Genomic DNA, 22,128 nt, shown 5'->3' on the forward strand with positions numbered 1-22,128 from the left:
CCCGCGAAGGGCTGCAAAGCAGCCCCCAAAATATCAAACGGTACTACGGGCTCCGGGCCGCGCGCTCTCCGTTCCCGCCTCATCATGCAACGAAATCCGCGAAGTCTCCGGCAACGCCAACCCACCCACCAAGGCCACCAGCGCAATCACCACCAGGTAGAACGCCGGTGCCAGGCTGCTGCCGGTCTGCCCGATCAGCCAGGTCGCCACCAATGGCGCGGTGCCGCCAAACAGGGTATAGGCCACGTTGTAGGTAATCGCCGAAGCGGTATAGCGGGTGCGGGTAGGGAAGCTTTCCGACAGCAATGCCGCCGTGACCACACCACTGCACAATGCCCCCACTGCCAGCAGGATCACCCCCAGCAGCGCGCCGGACATCGAGCCGGAGCTGGCCAGCCAGTACGCCGGGAACACGCACAGCATCACCCACAGGCAGGTAAAGCCGATGGTCTTGCGCCGCCCTACGCGGTCCGAGAACGCGCCGGCCAGCGGGCAGCCGACGGCGGCGAACAACAGGGCCACGGTGGTCACCAGCAGCGATTGCGCGCGGGTCAGGTTGCCGACCAGTTGCAGGTAGGTGGCGAAGTAGGTGGTGAACATGTAGAACGACAGCGCGGTCAGCGAGATGAAGGCCCCCAGATTGCGGATCGCCCGGCCATGGTTGCGCAGGGTTTCCTTGAGCGGCGAATGTTCATGCTCCTTGCCCTGGGCGATGGCTTCGCGGAACGCCGGAGTTTCTTCCATGCGCCAGCGCAGGTACAGGCCGACCAGCCCCAACGGTGCCGCGATCAGGAACGGGATGCGCCAGCCCCAGGCATTCATCGCTTCGGCCGACAGGCTGGCTTCCAGGCCATAGGCGATCACTGCCGCACAGGCAAACGCGGAAAAGGTCGAGACCGGCACGAAGCTGCCATAGAAGGCGCGCTTGTCGTTGGGCGCGTGCTCCATCAGGTAGGCGCAGGCCCCGGCATATTCGCCACCGGCAGAAAAGCCCTGCAGGCAGCGCGCCAGGGTCAGCAGTGCGGGGGCTGTCAGGCCGATGCTGGCGTAGGTCGGCAGCAGGCCGATCAGGGTCGTGGAACCGGCCATCAGCAGGATGGTCAGCGACAGGATGCGCTTGCGCCCCAGGCGGTCACCCAGCGCGCCGAACACGATGCCGCCCAGCGGGCGCAGGGCGAAGGCTACGGCGAACACCGCAAAGGTCTTGAGCAAGGCCACGCTGGCGTCTTCGCCGGTGAAGAACTGGCTGGCGATCAGGGTAGCGAGAAAGCCGTAGACGGCGAAGTCGAACCATTCGACGAAATTGCCGATGGCCGAGGCGGCGATCACCCGGCGCAGTGTGGCGGGGGATACCTCGTGAGGTGTGGGCATGCGAGTGCTCTCCGGTTCCATTGGCAGGCATGATGAAAGTGGCGCGGTCGGGCCGCGCCATCATTGTTGTGCTTGCCAGTAGATAACCGGGCGCTGGAGGACGCTTTGTCGAGGGCGACCTCGGGATACCTGAATCAACCGCGAGTTGTTCGCTTTGCGCGGTCCGCTCCCACAGGAGCCAACGCAGGCCGGGGTGTTCATGCAAGACAAGCCATGCGCTCAGAAACGCATGTCCAGCGCCAGTTCGAAAGTGCGCGGCGGCCCCATGTAGTACTGGTTGTTGTAGGCCTGCTTGGCATACACCTCGTCGGTCAGGTTGCGTACCCGGCCGGTGAGTGAGGTGTGTTCATCCAGCCGGTAGCGGGCGAACGCGCCGAACAGGGTGTAGGCCGGGGCCTTGAGGCTGTTGGCATTGTCGGCATACACCGAGCCCACATAGCGCCCGTCTGCCCCCACCGACCACGCCGGGGTCAGGCTGTAGGTCAGCCACAGGTTGGCGATGTTGCCCGGTACGTTCACCGGTGCGTTGCCCTTGCGCGACACCGACACGCCATTGACCGCCTCGTTGAACTCGTCGTACTGCGCATCGACGTAGGCATAGTTGGCCTCGGCCAGCAGCTTTGGTGTCACCTGCAGCCGCCCGGACAGCTCGACACCGCGCGAGGTCTGCTGCCCGGCCTGGACCGTGAGGTTGGCGTCGTTGGCGTCGCGCACGGCGAAGTCCTTGCGCACGATCTGGTACAGCGCCAGCGTGGCCGCACCGCGCCCGTCGAGAAAGTCGAACTTGCTGCCCACTTCCCACTGCTCGCCCTTGGACAGGTCGAACAGCCCGACGTTGGAGTAGGTCGCTGCCGCCAGCGAGCCGGCCGGCAAGTCGGCGGAGGTACTGTACTGCGCATAGAGGCTGGCCGAGGGCGTCAGCGCATAGGTCAGGCCGATACGCCCGGAAAGCGGCTCCCAGCGCCGCTCGAAGAACGCCGGCGAGGTTGGCGTCACCGCGCCGTAGTTGGTCACTTGCATGTCCAGGTAGTCGTAGCGCAAGGCGGTCAGCAGGGCCAGGCGTTCGGTGAGTTGCAGGCGGTTTTCGGCAAACACTGCGCGGTTGGTCACCTCGTGACGGCGTTGCTTGGTCAGGCCGGCATTCACCCCGGGGATGTCGTCGAAGCTGCCGGGGTCGAAGTGCTCGGCATCGACCACGTCGCTCCAGCTGCTCGAGGTGGGGTAGAGGGTCTGGCGCATGCGCGAATACTCCAGCCCCAGTGACCACTGGCTGGCCAGGCCGAGCAGCTGGTTGTCGTGGCGCAGCTCGATGCGGTCGCCCAGCAGGTTCTGGTCATGGCGCTGCAGGTAAGGGCTGCTGCGGCGTACCTTGCCATCGTCGGTGTAGCTGTAGCGTTCGAGGTTGCGGTAGTCGCGCTGGGCGTTGTAGTGGTACAGCGTGTTCTGCACGCTGGTGCTGTCGCTGAGCTGGTAGTCGAGGATCGAGCGCAGCCAGCGTACCCGCTGCTCATAGCGCCCGTCGCCGACGTTGTAGTTTTCGAAGCGGCGGCTGTTGTCGATTTTCATCGTGCTGCGCCCGGGCAGGATCGGTGAGCCCCAATACGGGCTGTCTTCGCGATCTTCCTGGTACTCCACGGCCAGGGTATGGGTGAGGTTGGGGGCGAGGTCGCTGAGCAGCGAGAAGGCCAGGCTGTCGGTGTGCCGTTCGTTGCGGTCGATGTAGCCGTTGCCATGCCCACGGCTGAAGTCCAGGCGCATGAAGTGGCGGGCATCGGCGGGGTTGCTGGCCAGTGCCTGGTTGATGCCGAACGCCACTTCGCTGTCGTCGAAGCTGCCATAGCGGATACGGCCGTCGATGGTCTGTTGATCGCGGCTGGCCAACTTGGTGATGTAGTTGATCGAGCCGCCTACCGCGCCCGCACCATGCAGGAACGACGACGGCCCGCCGATCAGCTCGACGCGGTCGAGCACCCAGGCATCCACTGGCCGGGTGGCGCTGCTGTAGCCCAGGTTGATGCCGTTGTACAACTGGGTAACCTGGTTCTGGGTGAAGCCGCGGTAGGCGACGAAGCCGCCAAAGCCGGGGTTGGCCGAAGCGTTGACGCCGGTCATGGCGTTGATCACGTCCTGGCTGTCCTTGGCGTCGCGCTCTTCGATCAGGCGGCGGTCCGAGACACTGACCGAGGCAGGCGTTTCTCGTGCGGTGAGGCCCAGGCGCGAGCCGGTACGGATCGGCTCGTCCAGTTGCACGCCGCTGGCGGCGTCGCGTTCACCGTCGATGGTGGTGGCGCTCAGTTCAACCGGGGCAGCGTCCGCCCAGGCAAGGCTGCAGGTGCCCATGAGGAGCACCAGGGAGGTATTGCGAAGCATGTTGGTGTGTCTTCCACGCAAAGGTCATGGCTGACCGCGAGCGCGCGCAATCAGGCGCGCCCGGCTGAGGTCAGGCGAAATGAAGTACGGCTGCGGGGAAAGAGGCGGGGGAGGCGCGGGGGTTGAGGGCGGGGCGTTGATAGCGTGGCGGCGGTTGCGCCCAGCTGCGCACCACGATGGGCGAGGTGGCCACGGCTTGCGCCGGGGTGAACGACCAGCCGCCGCTGCTGAGCGGCACGGCCAGGCTGAACGAGGAACACACCGGGCAGTCGAGCTGGGCCATGTGCTGGTCGCCGCCGGCGCCATCCAGGTCGATGGCTACACCGTGTTCGCTGTTGACCGAGCAGAAACCGCCTTCCAGGCCGGCCAGGCGCAAGCCACCCATCTGGCCGTGGTGCAGGCCGCACAGCACCAGGCTGAACAGGACGCTGGCGTAGAGCGTCCAGGCAGTCAGCGTGCGGGTGTGCCGGGTGGTTTTCATGGCGGCGAATCTATCATCCGGATGAACGCTCGGGTAGTGCTTCGGGCTCAAGATTTTTAGTAGGTGGCATTGGTCTGCGGGTCGAGGTCGACCAGCAAGGTCCGGTAGCCTTCGGCGGTACTGGCGGCGGCAAGGTTGCAGGCGATGCTGGACTTACCGACACCGCCCTTCTGATTGAAAACCACAGGACGCATGAGGCGTTCATCCATGACTGAAACGCGACAGTTTCATGACAAGGATTGTTACAGCCAGCTAAGTTCATTTCTTCATGTGGCAATGGGGCTGCCTTGAGCGGTGTAGTGTCTGTTCCGGCCCTTTTGCGGGTGAACCCGCTCCCACAGGTTATGCACCATCCTTAAGGGCGGCGGGGTGTGGGAGCGGGTTTACCCGCGAAGATGCCAGAACAGGCAAGCAAGGGCGCTCAGGCAACGACTACTCGATTACGCCCCTGCTGCTTGGCCCGGTAAAGCGCCTGGTCAGCCTCGCTCAACGCATCCCCCGGTTCGCTATCGGCCTCGCCATCCCAACGCGCAACCCCTAGCGACACCGTCACCGCCCCCGCCGGCTCCACCGGGGTATCCTGCACCGTCACCCGCAGCCGTTCGGCCACCGCTGCTGCAACGTCCAGGCTGGCCCCTGGCAGCAGCATCAGGAACTCTTCGCCGCCGGTGCGGCACAGCAGGTCACCCTCGCGGCAGCAGCGGCGCATCAGCTCTGCGAGCCGGCGCAGCACCTGGTCACCTATTTCATGCCCGTGGCAGTCATTTACCCGCTTGAAATGGTCGATATCCAGCACGATGGCCGCAAATGCCCGACCCTCGGCTTCCAGCAACGACAGGCTGAACTCCAGGCTGCGGCGGTTGCCCAGGCCGGTCAGCGGGTCGGTCTGGGCGTCGCGGTTGAGCCGGCCAATACGTTCCTGCAGCAGGTTGAGCCCGAACAGCAGCGCGCGCTTGAGCTCGGCCGCTTCGAAGTACCAGGCTGGTACCCGATGCAGGCGCTCGGCAGTGCCGGCACGGTCCATCGAGCGGGCGCCGGCGGCAAGCTGCCACAGCGGCCGGGCGATGGTCATGGCCAGCCACCACAGCAGCAAGCTGCCCACCAGCGCCAACGGTACGGAGGTGCCGACCACGTTGAGGATCAGGTTGCTCAGTGGCGCCAACGTCTGAGTCAGCGGCTGCTGCGCCACCACGCCCCAACCGGTGCTGGGTACGGTGGCGAACCCGGCGAGCATTTCCACGCCGAGGCTGTTGGTCAGTTGCCGGGTACCGCTGCCCAGGGTCGTCAGCTGGTCGATCAATGCGTTGCCTTCAACCACCGTGCCCACGCGCTGGCTGTCGGGGTGGTACAGCAGACGGCGGTTGCGGTCGACCACGTACAGGTAGGAGCCGTCCTTGTAGAAGTGCTCGCCCAGCAGGCTGTTGAGGATGTTGTGTTTACGCAGGTACAGGCTGCCGCTGACATACCCCAGGTAGCGGCCATTGCTGTCGAAAATGGGTTGCGACAGCGCCACCACCAGGTTATTGGCCGCCGTCACGTAAGGCGTCGACACCAGTGCTCGGCGCGCGTGCAGCGCCTCTTGAACGCCGGGCGACTGCATGTGCCTGCCGACCAGGTGCCGCAACGGGGCGGGGGAAATCGCCAGCAGCACCCCGTTGGCATCGATCACGAACGTGGAGTTGAAGGCCAGGCTCTGGCTCAGGACACGCTCGGTCTCTGCCTGCAGGGCAACGGCGTCACCGAACTGCCGGCCTTGCACGCCAGCGCTGAACGACAGTTGCTGTAAAGCGTTGCCGATAAAGGTCTCGGTGATGGTGGCCAGTTTCATCGCGTACACCCGGTTGGCTTCCAGGGCGTGGTCGATGAGCAGTTGGCGCTGCACCCGGTAGCTGGCGAAATAGCTGGCGCACAGCATGACCACGGCGGTAAGGGCGCAGAGCACCAGAATGAGTGTGCGTAAATCCAGGCGCAATCCGTGCTTGGTGTGTGGCAATCCTGACCTCGGGTGATCGAAAAACAGCTATGAAATGGGAATAACCTTACGCGTTATGGCCGCAGCGGGGAACCACGCTCAGGAGCCTGCCTTTTCCAGCGCGTCCAGTTCGTCTTCGACCTGTTGCATGCGCTGTTCGGCCAAGGCCTGCACCTTCGCGTCGCGGGCGGTCTCGCGCATCAGGGCGGTCAGCTTCTCGCTCAGGCGCTTGCCGGCCTCGGTGTCTTCCAGGGCACGGGCCTTGGCCGGGTCCTGGGTGGCCTCGACGATGGTGGCGAACTCGGCATCGCTGAAGTTCTTTTCGCTGTACAGCCGGAACAGGTCCTGGCGCTGGTCCTCGACGGTCAGGTACTTGCGCAGCACGCCCTGGATGGTCGCCTGCGACAGCTGCGGGTGTGTGCGGCCGAGCAGCGCTGCCATGCGCTCGATGTTGTGCGTGTAGGCATCCTGCAGCGGCAGCTGGGCCAGGATCTGTTCTTCACGGGAGGGTTGCTGGTCGCAGGCGGTGAGGGCGGCAGTCAGCAGCAGGGGCAACAGCAACTTCAGGAAGCGAGGCATGGCGTGGCCTGGTTGGGCAGTGAGTGCTGCCGATTATACCGATGTCGGCCGTTGTGGCTGCGCTGGCAGGTCAGAAAGTGCCTACAAAGATGCTGCTCAGCTAATCGACGCGTTCATTTCAAAACCTGCCCGGGTTGCTTACCTTCCGAGGTGCACGGATTTTTCAATGCACCCAAGGGAGATTCACGATGACGCACATGGCCCTGTATAAACTCAAACTGCTGGACGAGTTCGAAGACCGCAGAGACCTGTGGACCTTCGGTGATTTCGAGAACAGGTTGATGGACCTGTGGCGTGGAGCGACGCGGCATGACGCCAAAGGCATCATCCATGCGGCGCACAAGGAAAGGCGCTGGCCCAGGACCGTGAAGCGCTACCTGCTGACCAATTACCGGGTGTTTGGCAATGTCAGCTCAGAGCTGGAGCGGACCTTTGCCGAGGTGGTGGCGACGCTGAGTGCGCAGGAACGGGCGGAGTGGGGGTTGCAGCCTGTTGGCAGTTCGGTCGTCTGATCGGTTTTTGGGGCCGTCATGCGGCCCCAGGATCTTTCCGACCACGCGATACATCAGAACTCACCCCCCAACGGCCATTCCACCGCCAACCGTATCTGGTCCCCATCCAGCTCCGCCTGCGCCGTGTTGCCCCGATGCACGTCATGGCGCAGCGAAAACACGGTGCCCTTGGCCTTGCCACTCTGTACCACATACCGTGCCTCGAGGTCGCGCTCCCAATGTTTGCCCCCCTTGCCATACCCCAGGTACGCATACCCGCCTGCAGGGTCGACATGAGTGCCGTCGATATCGAACCCGCGCACGTACAATGCCGTCAGGTTCAACCCTGGCACGCCGTAGGCGCCCATGTTCAGGTCATAACGCGCCTGCCACGACTTCTCGTTCGGCGCGTTGAAGTCCGACATCTGCACCGCGTTGGCAATGAAGATCGCCCCCCGCGTCACGTAGTCGAATGGCGTGTTGCCGTCCACCTGCTGCCAGCCCAGGCTGAAGCCGTGCGGCCCGTGGTTGTAGCGTGAGACCAGGCTCCAGGTGGTGTTGTCGATGCGCCCGGACAGCGCCTTGCCGGTGTCGGTGGTGCGGTACAGGTTGAGGTCGAGGCTGAGGCTGCGGCGCTCATCCAGGGCATGGCTGAGGGTGCTGCCCAGGTAGTGCTGGTTCCAGCTGTCCTGGTAGCGGGAGGTGTACAGGCTGCCGCTGAAGGCGGCGCCGGGGTTCCACACCACGCCAGCCAGGTCGAAGCTGTTGCCCTGGCGGCCGTTGGAGTAGTTCACCACGAAGCCCTGGTCGTGGCTGGAAGCATTACGGTCGGTACTCTCGTTGAAGTGCCCGGCCACCAGCTTTAGGGTGTCGAATTCGTTGCTGGCAAGGAAGAAACCGGTGGCTGTCTCGGGTAGCAGGCGGCTGTCCGAAGAGCTGAACACCGGGGTCTTGACCCGTTGCTCACCGTAAGACAGCACGGTATTGGACATGCGCAGTTTCAGTGCCGCGCCGGCACGGCTGTATTCGTTTTTCGGGTGCCCCTCGTTATCCACCCCGAGCAAGCGCGCCTTGCCTGCGCGCCCGCCGCCGCTGTCAAGTTGCACACCCAGGTAGGCGTGGGCATCGACCCCGACACCGATCAGCCCCCGGGTGAAGCCGGACTGAAAGGTGCCCATCAGCCCATAGGCCCATTCCTCGGCCTTGCCGTTACGTTCACTGCGCGGCTTGTAGGCGTTGCGCGCGGCACTGTTGCGCCCGCCATGCTTGTAGTCGCGCTGGTCGAATACGCTGCGGTTGAGCAGGCTCCAGCGGCCATCCTCGACAAAGCCGTTGCTTTGCGACTGGGCGGATTCGGCCAGCGCGGCCGGTGCTAGCAGGGTGCCGGTGAGCAGCAGGGCGACAGGGCGCGGCATGGGCAAAGCTTCCTGTTCAGGAGGCGCGAAAACGCAAGATGCGTGCGCCGTCGAAGGGGTCGGTGAGGTAGTGGGCGTGCACGCCGAAAGTGCTTAGCAGGCGCTCGGGGTTGAGCACTTCGAGCGGCTTGCCGAGGGCGACCAGGCGGCCCTTGTCGAGCACCGCGACGCGGTCGCAGGTAAGTGCCTGGTTGAGGTCGTGCAAGGCCACCAGGGTGGTCACCGGCAGGGCTTGCACCTGTTGCAGCAGGCCCAGCTGGTGCTGGATATCGAGGTGGTTGGTCGGCTCGTCCAGCAGTAGCACCTGCGGCCGTTGCGCCAGGGCACGGGCGATGTGCACGCGTTGGCGCTCGCCACCGGACAGCGAGCCCCACAGGCGTGTGCGCAGGTGCAGGGCGTCGAGGTCGGCCAGGGCCTGTTCGACGATCGCGCGGTCTTCCCGGGAGAACGGCGCCAGCGCCGACAGCCAAGGGGTGCGGCCCAAGGCAACGGCGTCGAACACGCTGATCGCATCGAGGGTATCGGCCTGCTGTTCGACCAGCGCCAAGGCCTGGGCGACGCGGCGGCGGGGCAATTGTGCCAGCGGCTCGCCCAGCAGCTGCACGCAGCCGCTGCCTGGCTTGCGCAGCCCGGCCAGCACCTTCAGTAGCGAAGACTTGCCGGAGCCGTTGGGGCCGACGATGCCGAGGGTTTCACCGGCGACAACGCTTAGTTCGATATCGCTGAGCACGCTATTGCCGGCCAGTTGCAGCCCCAGGCTCTGGCAACTCAAGGGGGCCATCGGTACAGCCGTCATGACCGTCATGGGCGCCCCCGGCGGCTGACCAGGATCAGCGCGAAGACCGGTGCGCCGAGCAGCGCGGTGACCACGCCAACGGGGATCACCTGGCCAGGAATCAAGGTGCGCGACAGGATGTCGGCAGCAATCAGAAACAGTGCCCCGCCCAGGGCACTGGCAGGCAGCAGGCGGCTGTGCCCGGGGCCAAGCAGCAGGCGCAGGGCATGGGGAATCACCAGCCCGACAAAACCGATGGCGCCGACGATGGACACCATCACGGCGGTCACCAGTGCCGCGCAGCTGATCAACAGCAACTGGGTACGCCGTACCGGGATGCCCAGCGACGCCGCCGAGTCGGCACCGAAGGTGAAGGCATCCAGCGCACGGCGATACCACAGGCACACCACCAGCCCGAACAGCGCCACTGGCACGGCCAGCCACACCGAAGGCCAACGCACGCCACTGAGGTTGCCCAGCAGCCAGAACAGGATGCCGCGCGCCTGCTCGGCGGTGGCCGACTTGGTGATGAGGAAGGCGGTGAGGGCGTTGAACAGTTGCGAGCCGGCGATCCCGGCGAGGATCACCTGGGCGTTGTTGCTGCCCGGGCCGGCTGCGCGGGCCAGCACCAGCACCAGGGCGAATGCTGCCAGGGCGCCGATGAAAGCGCCGCCGGACATGCTCAGCGCCAGGCTGCCCAGGCCCAGCAGGCCGACCAGCACCGCACCGGTCGAGGCGCCGGCAGACAACCCCAGCAGGTAAGGCTCGGCCAACGGGTTGCGCAACAATGCCTGGAGGATCACGCCGCAGATGGCCAGGCCGGCGCCGCAGGCCGCAGCGACCAGGGTGCGGGTCAGGCGGTAGTTCCAGATGATGCCGGCGTCGATCGGGTCGACCGGGTAGCCGGCCTGCCACAGGTGGTTGGCCAGCACCTGGCCGACCACGCCGGGTGACAGGTTGGTTTCGCCGATGGCGGTGCCGGCCAGCAAGGCCGCCAACAGGGCGACCAGGGCAACGGCGATCGGTAACAGGCGCATCATCACTGGGCTGCTTTGCCGCTGGTGAAGGCGGCGGCCAGCGTCTGCAGGCCGCTGAACAAGCGAATGCCGGCCTGCATGGCGTCGGCGTCGAGGATGATGATGCGGTCGTGTTTCACCGCGTCCATGTTGCGCGTTACCGGGTCGCTGCGCAGGTATGCCAGCTTCTTCTGATAGTCGTCGGCGGGGTAGCGGCGGCGGTCCATGCGGGCGATGATCAGCCAGGTGGGGTTGGCCTTGGCCAGGGTTTCCCAGCCAACGGTCGGCCACTCTTCGCTGGACTCGACCACGTTGCGCACGCCGAGGGTGCGCAGCATGAAATCGGCGACCCCCTGGCGGCCTGCTACGTAGGGGTCGATGTGCAGGTCGGCGCTGGAGAACCAGAACAATGCCGAGGTGGTGGACAGATCCTTGCCGGCCAGTTGCGCCTTGGCGCTGTCCAGGCGGTTTCTGAGCTCGGCATTCAGGGCTGTGCCACGGTCCTGCACGTCGAAGATTTCCGCCAGCTGGCTGACGCTCTTGTAGATGCTTTCGACCTGGAACGCCTGCAGGCGGGTGCCGTCGGCGCCCACCAGGTTGTCCTTGCCTTCGCAGTCCGACGGCAGCAGGTAGGTGGGGATACTCAGTTCATCGAACTGCTCACGGGTGCCGACCGCCCCCTGGGCACCGACCATCCATTCGAACTGCACCGTCACCAGTTGCGGGCGCTTGCCCACTACTGCCTCGAAGCTGGGCTCGTTGTCGGCCAGGCGCGGCACCTTGTCGTTCTGTACCTGGTACTCGGGCAGCACGTTGTTGAACCACAGCGAGGTGGCCGCCAGTTTGTCACCCAGCCCCAGCGCGTAGAGCATCTCGGTACCGGCCTGGCCAATGGTGACCGCGCGCTCCGGCGCCTGGGCGAAGGTTTGCGGTTTGCCGCAGTTGTCGACCGTCAGCGGGTAGTGGGTGGCAGCAGCCTGGGCCAGGCCGGTGAGGCCGAGGCTGGCGAGCAGGGTGGCAAAACGGGGCAGCATGCTGGGCGATCTCCTATCGGACAGTTCGGGTGAGGAACGCACGGACAGGCATCGTCGAGCCCCCGCTGGCGGCAGGGGCAACACTGATAGCCAATCCCGGACACCCCGCCGGTTGGTGAATGTAGGCCGGCAGGTCTCCTGACTGGTGCGTCATGGCCTGGCTCCGCCTTCCCGGGTTGGTGGCCCAGTGGCATCGATGGAGCAGGCTCGGCACCTACAGTTGCGGGGGCAGTTCCGTTTGGCCCGAATTGGCGGGCCTGGGATTCCCTATTGATTCCGTGGTGGAAACCGGCGGCCGGCATGGTAGACCATCGCGCCGCCGGGTGAAAACGCTTTTCAGAAGTACTTCAGCCAGGTGATGTCGCGCCGCCGCGCCTTCAGGCGGGCGAACCAGCGTACCGGCAGGTACAGCGAAACCGCCAGCAGCACCGCCCCCAGCCACACCGCGGCGATGCCGTCGAAGCCGAAGTAGTCGCCATGGTTGCGGCCGAACAGCGCCACGCTGGCCAGGTACAGCAGCTTCAGCACATACAGGTGCAGCAGGTAGAAGAACATGGGGGCTGCACCGAACACCGCCAGGGCGCTGATCCAGCGGGCCTGGCCGGCGCGTTCGAAAGCGCGCAGCAACAGCAGGCCACAGCCCAGGGTCAGGGCCAGGAACAGCAGCGACGGTGGGTACTTGGTGATGTTGAAGAAGCTCATCAGGGTTTGCGTGAGGGTTGGGTAAGCGCTCCACGGCGCCTCGCCGTAGCCGTTGAGCAGGCGCAGCACGACAAAGCCCGGCAGCGCGATCAACCCGGCCAGCAGCAGGCGATGCTGGCGCTGGCCGGCCTCGCTGCCACGGGCGAACCACGGGCCAAGGCCGTAGCCCAGGGCGATGACACCGATCCACGGCAGCACCGGGTAGGAGGTGCGCAGGCGCAGGCTTTCGGAGAACTCAAGCCAGCCCCGGTCATGCAGGATTGCCCATGGCACGTGCAGGGCGGATTCGGCGCCAAAGTGCAGGCCATCGAGCAGGTTGTGGCCGGCGATGATGATTGCGCCCAAGGCGATCAGGGCGGCACGTGGCAACCAGACCAGCAGCGACAGGGCGATCATGCTGACGCCGATGGCCCAGATTACCTGCAGGTAGATGACGCTGGGCGGCAGCTGGAAGGTCCAGGCGAAGTTGACCAGGGTGAATTCCAGCACCACCAGGAACAGCCCGCGCTTGAACAGGAACGCCGAGACATCGCCGCGGCCCTGGTGTTTCTCGCCGTACAGCCAGGCTGACAGGCCGGTCAGCATGACGAACACCGGCGCGCACAGGTGGGCCAGGGTGCGGCTGAGGAACAGCGAGGGCTCGGTGGTATCGATGGCCATCGGGTCGCTGACCTGGCGGTGCAGGAAGAAGGGTTCGCGGACGTGGTCCAGGAGCATGAACAGGATCACCAGACCGCGCAGGGCATCGATGCTCTGCAGGCGCTGGGTGAGCAGGGTGGGGGTGGCACTGGCGCTTGTCATGAAAGTTCGCTGGTAGGAATGGATGTCAAATGAAATGTTATCTTATAACTAAATAATCATGGATTGGTAGATTTTTTGTGCTGCCTGCACCGGCCTCTTCGCGGGTAAACCCGCTCCCACAGGTACGTTACAGGTTTCAAGGTCTGTGATGTCCTTGTGGGAGCGGGTTTACCCGCGAAGAGGCCGGTGCAGGCAGATAGGATCAGAAGCTGTAATCCACCGTCGCAAAGTACGACCGTGGCATCCCCAACAGCCACTGCTGGCCACTGAACGCCGACTGCACATATTCACGGTCGAACAGGTTGTTCAGCTGCAACCCCAGCCGCACATCCGGCAACACCTGCCAGCCGATGTTGGCATCGACCACGGTGTAGCCGGGGGCACTCCGGGTGTTGGCGGTGTTGGCATAGCGCTCATCCACATAGCGCGCGCCAATGCCGGCCTCCATCCGCTGGCCGAAGCCTTTGCTCAGCCACAGGTTGGCGGTACGCCGTGGGATATTGGCCGGGCGATTGCCCGCACGGTCCTGTGCCACGCCGCCGACCACTTCGTCGAAATCGTCGTACCTGGCGCGCACCACCGACGCGTTGGCCGACACCTGCCACTGGTGCGCCAGCGCCAGTTCCAGGGTTGCCTCCAGGCCGTCGGATGTCTGCTGACCAGCCTGTTGCTTCTCGTGGGTGACCGGGTCATCCACCAGCAGCTTCTTCTTGACGATGTGGTAGGCCGCCAACGTCCATTCGCCACGCCCTTCCCAGAAGCGCTGCTTGAGGCCCACCTCGGTCTGCCTGGCTTCGGTCAGGTCGTAGTGCATCTGGTTGGCGCTGAGGCTGATGAGGTTGTCGACCCCGTCCTCGCTGGTGGAGTACTGGCCATACAGCGACAGGTCGTCGCTGACCGCAAACACCAGCCCGGCACGCCAGTTGCCACCTTGCAGGCTGCGGTCGCTGCGGCTGTCGACGGTCAGTTTTTCCTGAACGATGTGGTTCTGGTCGCGGCGCACGCCGGTAACCAGCGACAGGCGATCGCTCAGCTGCAGGCGGTTTTCCGCGAACAGGGCAAAGGTGTGGGTGGTGGACAAGGTTTGCGGGCGCAACGGCGAGGCGCTGTGGAACCAACCCGGTTGCGGCTGCCACGGGTCGACGTAGTCGCCGCCCACATCGTTGTAGGGCGCGTTGCTGTCGACGTTGAAACGGACCTTGTTGTACTCGGCACCGACCATGGTCTTGCTGGCCAGGCCGAACAGCGTGTGGTCGAGGGTGAAGGTCTGGCGGTCGCCGAACTGTTCCTGGTTGTGCTTGATTTCCAGGTAGCTGCCGCGCAGCAGCTGCTGGCGCTCGGCGTCCCAGCTGTAGTCCTCGGCGTTGCGCCAGTGCCGGCGGCTTTTGATGTAGTACAGCTGGTTGCTGGCGCTGAGGTGGTCGTTCAACGTCCAGTCGGTGTTCAGGCGGGTCCATTCATCGACGTAATGCTGCACGTCGTTCTGCACGTTGTAGTTCTTCTTGCGCAGGCTGCTGCGGTAGTGACCGTCGATCAGCGGGGTGCCGTAGTAGTTGGCAGGCTCCGCATCGCCGCGGTCGTGGGCGAGGGTGAAACTGAGGTCGTCGCTGGCATCGAAGCGCAGCGCGGCGCTCAGCGCCAGGCTGCGTGAAGGGGTGCGGTCGACCCAACCGTTACCGGCTTGCTGGTTCAGGACCAGGCGGTAGCTCAGGCGTTCGCCGAGGCTGCCGCCGCTGTCCAGGCCGAGTTGCTGACGGTCCCACGAACCGTAGCCCAGGCGCAGGTGGTTGCGTACCTCGCCGGCAAACGGCTTTTTCGGGATCACGTTGACTACTGCACCGGTGGCGCCTTCGCCATACAGCACCGAGGCCGGGCCGCGAATCACATCGATGCGCTCGACCATCCACGGGTCGACCGGGAACGTCTGGGTACCGGCACCGGTGTACAGGCGTGCGCCGTCGAACAAGGTCATCACCGAGCTGTGGCCGGCAAAGCCGCGGGCGGAAAGACCCGTGCCGCCGTCGCCCGGGGAGCCGACGTAGCTGATACCCGGCGAGCGGGTCACTGCGTCCTGCACGGTGAGGTTGTTGCGCTGCTGGATCTGCTCGGCGCTGATGCTGCTGGTGCTGGCCGGTGTTTCCAGGGCGCTGAGGCCCAGGCGCGAGCCAGCCTGGGTCGGGGTGGCCAGGTCGATGGCGTGGCTGCCCTGGGTGTCGGTGATGGTCGTGGAGGGCAGGGCCAGGGGCTGTCGGTCAAGGTCGTCGGCCAGGGCCGGCAGGGAAACGGCCAGGCAGGCCGCCAGGGGGTGAAGCTTTAACATACGGGACATGTCGTTCCACTGCTGCAGGAATGAATGGATCCCGGTGGAAAACACGCAAAGGCGCACCGTGCCCACAGGTGCGCGCACGGATACCGGCCTGCGCCCGCCCACCGCGGGTTGCCAAGTGAAGCTCCAGGCCGGTCTCCGGGCTTGCGAGGGGCATGAAACCTTCACCTTCCCATGCAGGTGCACAGTGGTATCTCGAAGGGTTCGCTCGCTTACCGTTGCGGGGGCAGCGCCGGACTTGTCGTGGGCAACACGACGCACCGGCTTCCCGTTTCACCCTGCGCGCGGCGGCGCAGGGCACCTGAAACTGGCGGGCATCTGACCATTGAAACGTAGGGGCGTCAAATCTGGTGTGATCATTGGGGGGAGTTGTAGGCAGGCCTGGCCTCTTCGCGGGTAAACCCGCTCCCACAAGTAAAACACCGGCCCAGAAGCCCGTGATATCCCTGTGGGAGCGGGTTTACCCGCGAAGAGGCCAGGCCTGCGAGAGAAGATCAGCGCCCGCGCCGCCGCGATACCCGCGCCTCGATATTCTTGCGCCCGATCAGCAGCGGTGGCTTCTCCACCACTGGCTCATCCGCCAGCCACTTGTACATCACCAGGCAGTCCACCAGCCCCAGGCGGGCGTGGCGATAGGCCTTGGGCAAGCGGCCAACGGTTTCAAAGCCCAGCTTGTGCCACAGCGCCACAGCCACCTCATTGGTGGCCACCACCGAGTTGAACTGCAGGGCCAGAAAGCCCTCCTGGCGCGCCTGTTTCTGTGAGTGCTCGCACATCAGCCGCGCCACGCCCCGGCCGCGTGCCGACTCACAGACCATGTAGCCGCAATTACCCACGTGCCCGCCAGGCCCGGCGGCGTTGGCCTTGAGGTAATACGAACCCAGCAGCTCGCCGTCTTCTTCGGCCACCAGCGTGCGCATGGGCAGCTCCAGCCACAGCTGGCGGGCCTGGTCGAAGCTCAAGGCCGGGTCGAATGCGTAGGTTTCACGGGCCTGGACAACGGCCTGGAAGGTGGGCCAGAAGCGTTCGAAGTCTTCCGGCGTCATGGGGCGGATGTGGATCATGCGGGTTCCTGCAAGGGCTGGGCCGCCCAGTCTGGGTGGCGCGGCGCCGTCGCGCAAGGGCGGCGACGCCAATTGCACTCAGCCGTTGGCCTTGCCCACCGCATCCATGGCCCGTGCCGAGTAGACCAGCGCGGCTCCGGCGTTCATCGCCACGGCAACGCCAAGCGCTTCGGCGATTTCCTCACGGCTGGCGCCGTGCTTGACGGCTTGCTGCGAGTGCACGGCGATGCAGCCGTCGCAGCGGGTGGTCACGGCCACGGCGAGGGAGATCAGCTCGCGGGTCTTGGCGTCCAGGTGGTTGGTCTTGGCCCCTGCGCCGCTGGCGGTCATGTAGCCGGCAACGGTATCAGGGGAAAGCTGCTTGAGATCGCCGATGCCGGCCATCAACTGCTTACGGTAGGCGTCCCAGTCCATCATGCTCATCGTCTTCACCTTGGGGAGGTTGCGAGTGGAGCTTTCAGGCTAGTCGAAGAGTGGGATGTGTGAGACTCGTACTTTGGTTGGTTGCGCGCAGGCCTTTGGGCTGCGCGCTCCCGCACCGGTCAGATGTAGATGAACACCAGCACCAACGCCGCAACGAATGCCCACTTCTCCAGGTAGTAGCGCGTGCGGTTGCGCTTCTTCAGCGCCTTGCCACGTTCGCGGATCTTGTAGATGCGGGTGAACAGCCGGTTGATGCCACCGGTCTTGTCGCCGGCATCGTTGGGTGCCGCGGCGGCGGCCATGACGTTGCGGCTGAACCAGCGGTTGAACGCGGTTGCCCAGCGGTACTTGAGCGGGCGTTCCACGTCGCAGAACAGGATGATGCGGTTGTGCTCGGTGGTGTTGGCCGCGTAGTGGATGTAGGTCTCGTCGAAGACCACGCCCTCGCCATCGCGCCAGGAGTACTTCTCACCGTCCACGTCGATGTAGCAACCGTCGTCGTTCGGCGTGTCCAGGCCCAGGTGGTAGCGGTAGGAGCCGGCATACGGGTCACGATGGCGCACCAGCTTGGCGCCCGGCGGCAGGGTGGCGAACATGGCGGCCTTGATCGTGCCGATGCCTTTGAGCAACTCGGTGGTGCGTGGGCACAGGGTCATCGCCGACGGGTGGCTTTCGCCGTACCACTTCAGGTAGAAGCGCTTCCAGCCGGTCTTGAAGAATGAGTTGAAACCGACATCATCGTAATTGTCGGACTTCTTGATTTCGCCCACATGCAGCAGCTGGCGGGCCTCTTCGCGGATTTCCTGCCAGTGGTCCTGCAGTGTCTGCAGCTCGGGGAAGGCCTCCACCGGCAGGTAAGGCTTGGCCGGATGCCTGGAAAACAGGTACAGGAAGCTGTTGACCGGTGCCAGGAAGCTGGAGTGGTCGCCCAGCTGACGGGTCAGCTTGTGGCGAACCCGACCGCGCAGGTGAACATAGGCGATCGAGAGGACGAAGATGAGTACGAGTGCAATTTTCATGGACGTTTACTTGTCGAAAAATGGCCATGCGCCATGGCATGAGCCCGCCAGCATAAACAATCATGGGGGTAGTTTGTACTTATTGTTACGCAATGACGGGGCGACTTAGGTTTAATGCCCTGCAGCCTTGCGCAAACGTTTCATGTTCAGGAGTTCGTATGATTCAGGACGTACGCCCCAGCGGTACCCCCTTCAAGCGGCTGTTCTTCGCCTTGTCGGTCAGCGATGCCCAGCGCCGCGCGCTGGCTCAGTGGCGACGTGGCCTGAGCCTGCGCAGCGGCAAGCCGGTGCCGGCCGCCAACTTCCATGTAACACTGCTGTTCCTCGGCGATGTGGATACCGCCCAGGTGCCTGCAATTTGTGCGGCAGTCGACCAGCTGGCGCTACCGGCCACGGCACCACGGCTGTTACTGGACCGCTTGCAGGTATGGCAGCGGGCCAGCGCCCTGGTGCTGGAGGCGCAGCAGACGCCAGCGGCCCTGTTGCAACTGGTTTACAGCTTGCAGCAGGCACTGCTGCCGTTGGGGGTGGAAGCGGCCGACCGTGAGTATCGCCCGCACCTGACGCTGGCCAGGGATTACCGCGGCCAGCCGCCAGAGGCCAGCAGCGCGCCGGATTTCTACCTCGCCGCCCGCCATTTCACACTGTACGAGTCGCGCAAGGGCGCTTACTGGCCGTTGGCGCAGTGGCCGCTGTCGAGCTGATTCAGGCCGTGGCCTCGCAGTCTGCGAACATCCGCTCACCCAGCCTGCGTGCCGTGTGCAGGTGCGGTGCCGGGTCCGCGTCTTCGCTTTCGTCAAGCAGGGTGGAACTAAGTACCTCGGCGCCGCAGTAGTCGAAAATGCCGTGCTCGATCTGCACGCGCATCGCCTCGCCATAGCCATGCCGTTCGAAGGTGCCGCCATCGGCACCGGCGACACCGACCAGGTGCACCTTCATGCCGCGCAGCTTCTTGACGGTGATCCCCCCTTCATAGTCGAACGCCCAGCCATTGCTGAACACCCGCTCGACCCAGCCTTTGAGCAAGGCCGGCAGCGACCACCAATAGATGGGGTAGACCAGCACCAGCGTATCGGCGCGCTCGATGCGTGCCTGCTCCTTGAGTACATCCGCCGGCGGGGCTGCGAGCCGGCGGTGCACCGCATGGTCGGCCAGGCCGAAACGCGGGTCGAAACCTTCACTGGCCAGGTCGGCGATTTCGCTGCCGTGGCCGGCGTTGGCCAGGCCGTTGGCGATCTGCCGGGCCAGGGCATGGGTGAGGGATTGCGGGTCGTGATGGCCGACGACGATCAGGGCGTGCATGGTGGTCTCTCCAAGACAGGGATGCAGGATTACCCGGAGCGCTATATACTCAAGGTAAGTTACGTTTGGTAAGTTACTTTTGGTAGGTTATAGATGTCAAGCGATGATCAAGCCCACTCGCGCAAGCGCCTGAGCCGCGACGAGCGCCGTCGGCAGTTGCTCGATGTGGCCTGGCAGTTGGTGCGGGAGGAGGGCACCGATGCCCTGAGCCTCGGCCGTTTGGCCGAGCAGGCGGGGGTGACGAAGCCGGTGGTGTACGACCACTTCGAGACCCGCACCGGGCTGCTGGTGGCGCTGTATCAGCAATACGACGCACGCCAGACGCGAATGCTGGAGCAGGCGCTGGTGCGCTGTGATGCCAGCCTGGCCAGCCGCGCCGGGGTAATTGCCGAGGCCTACGTGGACTGTGTGATGAGCCAGGGGCGTGAGATACCGGGAGTGTCGGCGGCATTGGCCGGCTCGCCGGAAATGGAAGCGCTCAAGCGGGCGTATGAGCAGCCGTTTCTGGACAAGTGCCGCGAGGCGTTGGTCGGGTTTTCGCCCAGTGGCAACATTGGGCTGGCGGGCATGCGCCTGATGGTGGGGGCGGCGGATGCCTTGTCGCAGGCAGCTGCGGCGGGGGAGCTGGACGCCGGGCAGGCCAAGGCCGAATTGCAGGCAGCAATAGTGGCGATGGTCGAGCGGCAATGAAGCCTTGAGAGTGCCCGGGCTGCTCTGCAGCCCATCGCCGGCAGGCGATTACACCGGCAGGCTCTGATGCGGCAACTCATCCCCCGGGCTGCGGGCGAACTGACGCTTGTACTCGCGGCTGAACTGCGAGGTGCTCTGGTACCCCACCCGGTGCGCGACCTGCGCCACCCCCAGGCCTTCGCCGATCAGCATTTGCTGGGCTTTCAGCAGCCGCAGGCGCTTGAGGTACTGCATCGGTGCCATGTCGGTGCAGCGCTTGAAGTGCTCGTGGAAGGTCGAAACGCTCATGTTGGCGCGCGCGGCCAGCGCTTCCACGCTCAGCGGCTCGGTGTAGTGCTCGCGCAGGTGGGCAAGGGCGGCGCCGATGCGGGCGAAGTGCCCCTGTTGCTCCACCAATGCCCGCAACACGCCGGCCTGTGGGCCGCGCAGGGCGGTGTACAGCACTTCGCGTACCCGCGCCGGGCCCAGCACCTTGGCGTCCATTGGGTCCTGCAGGCAGCGCAGCAGCCGTTCCACGCATTCGCGCATCGGAGCATCGAGTGCCGCCGAGGTCATCGACTGCGGGGTTTGCGCCTGCACCGCGGCATCCGGCGCCAAGGCCATGCTTTGCACCAGTTCACCCAGCACGCCGCGGTCGATGTCCACCGCCACGCCCAGCAACGGCGCTTCGGGGGTGGCGAAGGTTTCGCACATGAACGGCACCGACAATGCCTGCACCAGGTAATGCCCGGCACCGTACTCCAGGGTACGCGGCCCCAGGCGCGCCAGCTTGCTGCCCTGGGCCAGGATCATCAGGCTGGGTTCGTAGATCTGCGGGCTGCTGGCCACATAGTGCTCCCAGCTCAGCACCTGCACCTGGGGCAGGTGCGTGGGCACGAAGCCCGGGCGCGTGGCGAGGCTGCGGATCAGTGCGCAAAGCGGCGCATTGGCGTCGACATGGCGGGTCAGTTGCATGATGGACCTGGGCAGAGAATCGGACAGTCTAATCATCGCAGAATGACGGCCCGGCGCCAGGCACTGCATGGCATCTTCGGAGAATCAGGCATGGATGCCGGAGAATCAGCTGTGGGCGAGGCGGCGCATGGCGCGCAGAATGCGCCGCCTGAATCGTTTCACTTCTTAGCGAGGCCCTGCATGTACACCGCCATCGGTTACGCCGCCCAGACCCCTACCAGCCCCTTGACCCCCATGACCTTCGAGCGCCGCAGCCCGCGCCCGGACGACGTCGCCATCGAGATCCTGTACTGCGGTGTGTGCCACTCCGACATCCACCAGGCGCGCAACGAATGGGGCATTGCCGTGTACCCCCTGATGCCTGGCCACGAGATCATCGGCCGGGTCACCGCAGTGGGCGACAAAGTGACCGCGCACAAAGTCGGCGACCTGGTCGGCGTGGGCTGCATGGTCGATTCGTGCCGCCACTGCGAAGCCTGTGCCAAGGACCTGGAGCAATACTGCCTGGAAGGGCCGACCATGACCTATGCCACCCCGGACCGGGTCGACGGCAGCAACACCATGGGCGGTTACTCCAGCAGCATCGTGGTCAGCGAGCACTTCGTGGTGCGCATTCCGGCCGGCATGGACCTGCCCAGCGCCGCGCCGATCCTCTGCGCCGGCATCACCACCTATTCGCCGCTCAAGCACCACGGTGTCGGCCCCGGTCACAAGATCGGCATCCTTGGCATGGGCGGCCTGGGCCACATGGGTATCAAGCTGGCCAAGGCCCTGGGCGCCGAAGTGACCCTGTTCACCCGCTCCCAGGCCAAGGCCGAGGAGGCCCGCCGCCAGGGTGCCGACCATGTGATCGTGTCTACCGATGCCGAGCAGATGCGCGCTGCGGCGGGTCGCTTCGACTTCCTGCTCGACACCATCCCGGTGCAGCACGACCTCAATCCGTACCTGGAAACCCTCAAGTTCGATGGCGTGCACATCCTGGTCGGCCTGATCGAGCCGATCGACCCGGCGGTGCATGCGGCCAATCTGGTGATGAAGCGTCGGGTGCTGGCGGGGTCGTTGATCGGTGGTATTGCCCAGACACAGGAAGTGCTGGACTTCTGTGCCGAGCACGCCATTCGTTGTGATATCGAGCTGCTGGATATTTGCAACATCAACCAGGCGTATGAGCGGATGATTGCCGGGGATGTGAAGTACCGGTTCGTGATCGATATGGCCACTTTGCAGGGCTGACTGATGGGTTGCCTGTGCTGGCCTCTTCGCGGGTGAACCCGCTCCCACTGGTAAATCACAGCTTCCGAAGTCTGTGCAGTACCTGTGGGAGCGGGCGAGCCCGCGAAGAG

General features: G+C 65.0%; 20 protein-coding genes, 1 pseudogene and 2 riboswitches. Of the genes and pseudogenes, 4 read left to right on the top strand and 17 right to left on the bottom strand.

Annotation, left to right across the window (positions count from 1 at the left end; translation table 11 throughout):
* Window positions 1-33: 33 nt before the first annotated feature.
* The 6 genes and pseudogenes from MKK04_RS09495 to MKK04_RS09520 all read right to left on the bottom strand — a co-directional run bounded on the left by MKK04_RS09495 (window position 34) and on the right by MKK04_RS09520 (window position 6,773).
* A complete protein-coding gene (locus tag MKK04_RS09495; protein ID WP_207837362.1) occupies window positions 34-1,371 on the bottom strand; it encodes an MFS transporter in 1,338 nt (445 codons plus the stop codon).
* A 219-nt stretch (window positions 1,372-1,590) separates the two neighbouring features.
* Complete coding sequence (locus MKK04_RS09500) at window positions 1,591-3,741, bottom strand: TonB-dependent receptor (RefSeq protein WP_241106493.1); 2,151 nt, start codon at window positions 3,739-3,741, stop codon at window positions 1,591-1,593.
* Window positions 3,742-3,811: 70 nt separating this feature from the next.
* A complete protein-coding gene (locus tag MKK04_RS09505; protein ID WP_233694278.1) occupies window positions 3,812-4,222 on the bottom strand; it encodes a DUF2946 family protein in 411 nt (136 codons plus the stop codon).
* A 59-nt stretch (window positions 4,223-4,281) separates the two neighbouring features.
* A pseudogene (locus tag MKK04_RS09510) lies at window positions 4,282-4,416 on the bottom strand (ParA family protein); the annotation flags it as partial.
* 227 nt (window positions 4,417-4,643) lie between these two features.
* Complete coding sequence (locus tag MKK04_RS09515) at window positions 4,644-6,215, bottom strand: sensor domain-containing diguanylate cyclase (RefSeq protein WP_233687775.1); 1,572 nt, start codon at window positions 6,213-6,215, stop codon at window positions 4,644-4,646.
* Between the two features lie 78 nt (window positions 6,216-6,293).
* On the bottom strand, window positions 6,294-6,773 hold the full coding sequence (locus MKK04_RS09520; RefSeq protein ID WP_207833875.1) for a hypothetical protein: 480 nt from the start codon (window positions 6,771-6,773) through the stop codon (window positions 6,294-6,296).
* A 188-nt stretch (window positions 6,774-6,961) separates the two neighbouring features.
* On the opposite strand from MKK04_RS09520, the gene MKK04_RS09525 reads away from it, so the two are divergent.
* Window positions 6,962-7,285: a hypothetical protein gene (locus tag MKK04_RS09525; protein WP_207833873.1), complete on the top strand. Its 324-nt coding sequence runs from the start codon at window positions 6,962-6,964 to the stop codon at window positions 7,283-7,285.
* Window positions 7,286-7,338: 53 nt separating this feature from the next.
* On the opposite strand, the gene MKK04_RS09530 is transcribed toward MKK04_RS09525, so the two are convergent.
* The 9 genes from MKK04_RS09530 to lpxO form a co-directional block, all read right to left on the bottom strand.
* Complete coding sequence (locus MKK04_RS09530; RefSeq protein WP_207833865.1) at window positions 7,339-8,679, bottom strand: OprD family porin; 1,341 nt, start codon at window positions 8,677-8,679, stop codon at window positions 7,339-7,341.
* 16 nt (window positions 8,680-8,695) lie between these two features.
* A complete protein-coding gene (locus MKK04_RS09535) occupies window positions 8,696-9,484 on the bottom strand; it encodes an ABC transporter ATP-binding protein (RefSeq protein WP_207833863.1) in 789 nt (262 codons plus the stop codon).
* Window positions 9,481-10,494: a FecCD family ABC transporter permease gene (locus MKK04_RS09540; protein ID WP_233687772.1), complete on the bottom strand. Its 1,014-nt coding sequence runs from the start codon at window positions 10,492-10,494 to the stop codon at window positions 9,481-9,483. Before MKK04_RS09540 ends, MKK04_RS09535 begins: the two co-directional genes overlap by 4 nt.
* Entirely contained in the window at window positions 10,494-11,504 is a 1,011-nt protein-coding gene (locus tag MKK04_RS09545; RefSeq protein ID WP_241106495.1) for an ABC transporter substrate-binding protein, read from the bottom strand. Before MKK04_RS09545 ends, MKK04_RS09540 begins: the two co-directional genes overlap by 1 nt.
* Window positions 11,505-11,615: 111 nt before the next feature.
* Window positions 11,616-11,812: riboswitch (cobalamin riboswitch) on the bottom strand.
* Window positions 11,813-11,840: 28 nt separating this feature from the next.
* The gene (locus MKK04_RS09550) at window positions 11,841-13,007 is read right to left on the bottom strand and encodes a DUF1624 domain-containing protein (RefSeq protein ID WP_241106496.1); all 1,167 of its coding nucleotides are present in this window, start codon (window positions 13,005-13,007) and stop codon (window positions 11,841-11,843) included.
* 202 nt (window positions 13,008-13,209) lie between these two features.
* The gene (locus MKK04_RS09555; RefSeq protein WP_241106497.1) at window positions 13,210-15,336 is read right to left on the bottom strand and encodes a TonB-dependent receptor; all 2,127 of its coding nucleotides are present in this window, start codon (window positions 15,334-15,336) and stop codon (window positions 13,210-13,212) included.
* Between the two features lie 109 nt (window positions 15,337-15,445).
* Window positions 15,446-15,653, bottom strand: a riboswitch (cobalamin riboswitch).
* A 174-nt stretch (window positions 15,654-15,827) separates the two neighbouring features.
* Window positions 15,828-16,397, bottom strand: coding sequence for a GNAT family N-acetyltransferase (locus tag MKK04_RS09560; protein ID WP_063915069.1), 570 nt, complete (start codon window positions 16,395-16,397; stop codon window positions 15,828-15,830).
* 78 nt (window positions 16,398-16,475) lie between these two features.
* Window positions 16,476-16,820 (bottom strand): carboxymuconolactone decarboxylase family protein, encoded by a 345-nt coding sequence (locus tag MKK04_RS09565; RefSeq protein ID WP_013973174.1) that lies wholly within the window; start codon window positions 16,818-16,820, stop codon window positions 16,476-16,478.
* 119 nt (window positions 16,821-16,939) lie between these two features.
* Complete coding sequence (gene lpxO, locus MKK04_RS09570; RefSeq protein ID WP_241106498.1) at window positions 16,940-17,839, bottom strand: lipid A hydroxylase LpxO; 900 nt, start codon at window positions 17,837-17,839, stop codon at window positions 16,940-16,942.
* A 158-nt stretch (window positions 17,840-17,997) separates the two neighbouring features.
* Here lpxO and thpR point away from each other — a divergent pair, with 158 nt between their 5' ends.
* Window positions 17,998-18,543, top strand: coding sequence for an RNA 2',3'-cyclic phosphodiesterase (gene thpR, locus MKK04_RS09575; RefSeq protein WP_241106499.1), 546 nt, complete (start codon window positions 17,998-18,000; stop codon window positions 18,541-18,543).
* Window position 18,544: 1 nt separating this feature from the next.
* Here thpR and MKK04_RS09580 read toward each other — a convergent pair whose 3' ends face one another.
* Window positions 18,545-19,141 carry an NAD(P)H-dependent oxidoreductase gene (locus MKK04_RS09580; RefSeq protein WP_207833843.1) on the bottom strand — a complete coding sequence of 199 codons (597 nt, stop codon included), beginning with the start codon at window positions 19,139-19,141 and terminating at the stop codon, window positions 18,545-18,547.
* Between the two features lie 93 nt (window positions 19,142-19,234).
* Here MKK04_RS09580 and MKK04_RS09585 point away from each other — a divergent pair, with 93 nt between their 5' ends.
* On the top strand, window positions 19,235-19,831 hold the full coding sequence (locus MKK04_RS09585) for a TetR/AcrR family transcriptional regulator (protein WP_207833842.1): 597 nt from the start codon (window positions 19,235-19,237) through the stop codon (window positions 19,829-19,831).
* Window positions 19,832-19,879: 48 nt separating this feature from the next.
* Here the strand turns inward: MKK04_RS09585 and MKK04_RS09590 are convergent, their stop codons facing one another.
* A complete protein-coding gene (locus tag MKK04_RS09590; protein WP_063915064.1) occupies window positions 19,880-20,785 on the bottom strand; it encodes an AraC family transcriptional regulator in 906 nt (301 codons plus the stop codon).
* Between the two features lie 180 nt (window positions 20,786-20,965).
* Here MKK04_RS09590 and calA point away from each other — a divergent pair, with 180 nt between their 5' ends.
* The gene (gene calA / locus MKK04_RS09595) at window positions 20,966-22,018 is read left to right on the top strand and encodes a vanillin reductase (protein ID WP_241106500.1); all 1,053 of its coding nucleotides are present in this window, start codon (window positions 20,966-20,968) and stop codon (window positions 22,016-22,018) included.
* Window positions 22,019-22,128: the final 110 nt, after the last annotated feature.

Origin of the sequence: Pseudomonas sp. LS.1a, from assembly GCF_022533585.1 — a bacterium.
GTDB lineage: Bacteria > Pseudomonadota > Gammaproteobacteria > Pseudomonadales > Pseudomonadaceae > Aquipseudomonas.

Coding starts and splice junctions, on each gene's coding strand:
- MKK04_RS09495 (WP_207837362.1), bottom strand. CDS start 1,371: ATGCCCACACCTCACGAGGTATCCCCCGCCACACTGCGCCGGGTGATC.
- MKK04_RS09565 (WP_013973174.1), bottom strand. CDS start 16,820: ATGAGCATGATGGACTGGGACGCCTACCGTAAGCAGTTGATGGCCGGC.
- MKK04_RS09535 (WP_207833863.1), bottom strand. CDS start 9,484: ATGACGGTCATGACGGCTGTACCGATGGCCCCCTTGAGTTGCCAGAGC.
- MKK04_RS09520 (WP_207833875.1), bottom strand. CDS start 6,773: ATGCCTCGCTTCCTGAAGTTGCTGTTGCCCCTGCTGCTGACTGCCGCC.
- MKK04_RS09580 (WP_207833843.1), bottom strand. CDS start 19,141: ATGCACGCCCTGATCGTCGTCGGCCATCACGACCCGCAATCCCTCACC.
- MKK04_RS09540 (WP_233687772.1), bottom strand. CDS start 10,494: ATGATGCGCCTGTTACCGATCGCCGTTGCCCTGGTCGCCCTGTTGGCG.
- MKK04_RS09530 (WP_207833865.1), bottom strand. CDS start 8,679: ATGCCGCGCCCTGTCGCCCTGCTGCTCACCGGCACCCTGCTAGCACCG.
- MKK04_RS09545 (WP_241106495.1), bottom strand. CDS start 11,504: ATGCTGCCCCGTTTTGCCACCCTGCTCGCCAGCCTCGGCCTCACCGGC.
- MKK04_RS09585 (WP_207833842.1), top strand. CDS start 19,235: ATGTCAAGCGATGATCAAGCCCACTCGCGCAAGCGCCTGAGCCGCGAC.
- MKK04_RS09555 (WP_241106497.1), bottom strand. CDS start 15,336: ATGTCCCGTATGTTAAAGCTTCACCCCCTGGCGGCCTGCCTGGCCGTT.
- calA (WP_241106500.1), top strand. CDS start 20,966: ATGTACACCGCCATCGGTTACGCCGCCCAGACCCCTACCAGCCCCTTG.
- MKK04_RS09590 (WP_063915064.1), bottom strand. CDS start 20,785: ATGCAACTGACCCGCCATGTCGACGCCAATGCGCCGCTTTGCGCACTG.
- MKK04_RS09525 (WP_207833873.1), top strand. CDS start 6,962: ATGACGCACATGGCCCTGTATAAACTCAAACTGCTGGACGAGTTCGAA.
- MKK04_RS09560 (WP_063915069.1), bottom strand. CDS start 16,397: ATGATCCACATCCGCCCCATGACGCCGGAAGACTTCGAACGCTTCTGG.
- lpxO (WP_241106498.1), bottom strand. CDS start 17,839: ATGAAAATTGCACTCGTACTCATCTTCGTCCTCTCGATCGCCTATGTT.
- thpR (WP_241106499.1), top strand. CDS start 17,998: ATGATTCAGGACGTACGCCCCAGCGGTACCCCCTTCAAGCGGCTGTTC.
- MKK04_RS09505 (WP_233694278.1), bottom strand. CDS start 4,222: ATGAAAACCACCCGGCACACCCGCACGCTGACTGCCTGGACGCTCTAC.
- MKK04_RS09500 (WP_241106493.1), bottom strand. CDS start 3,741: ATGCTTCGCAATACCTCCCTGGTGCTCCTCATGGGCACCTGCAGCCTT.
- MKK04_RS09550 (WP_241106496.1), bottom strand. CDS start 13,007: ATGACAAGCGCCAGTGCCACCCCCACCCTGCTCACCCAGCGCCTGCAG.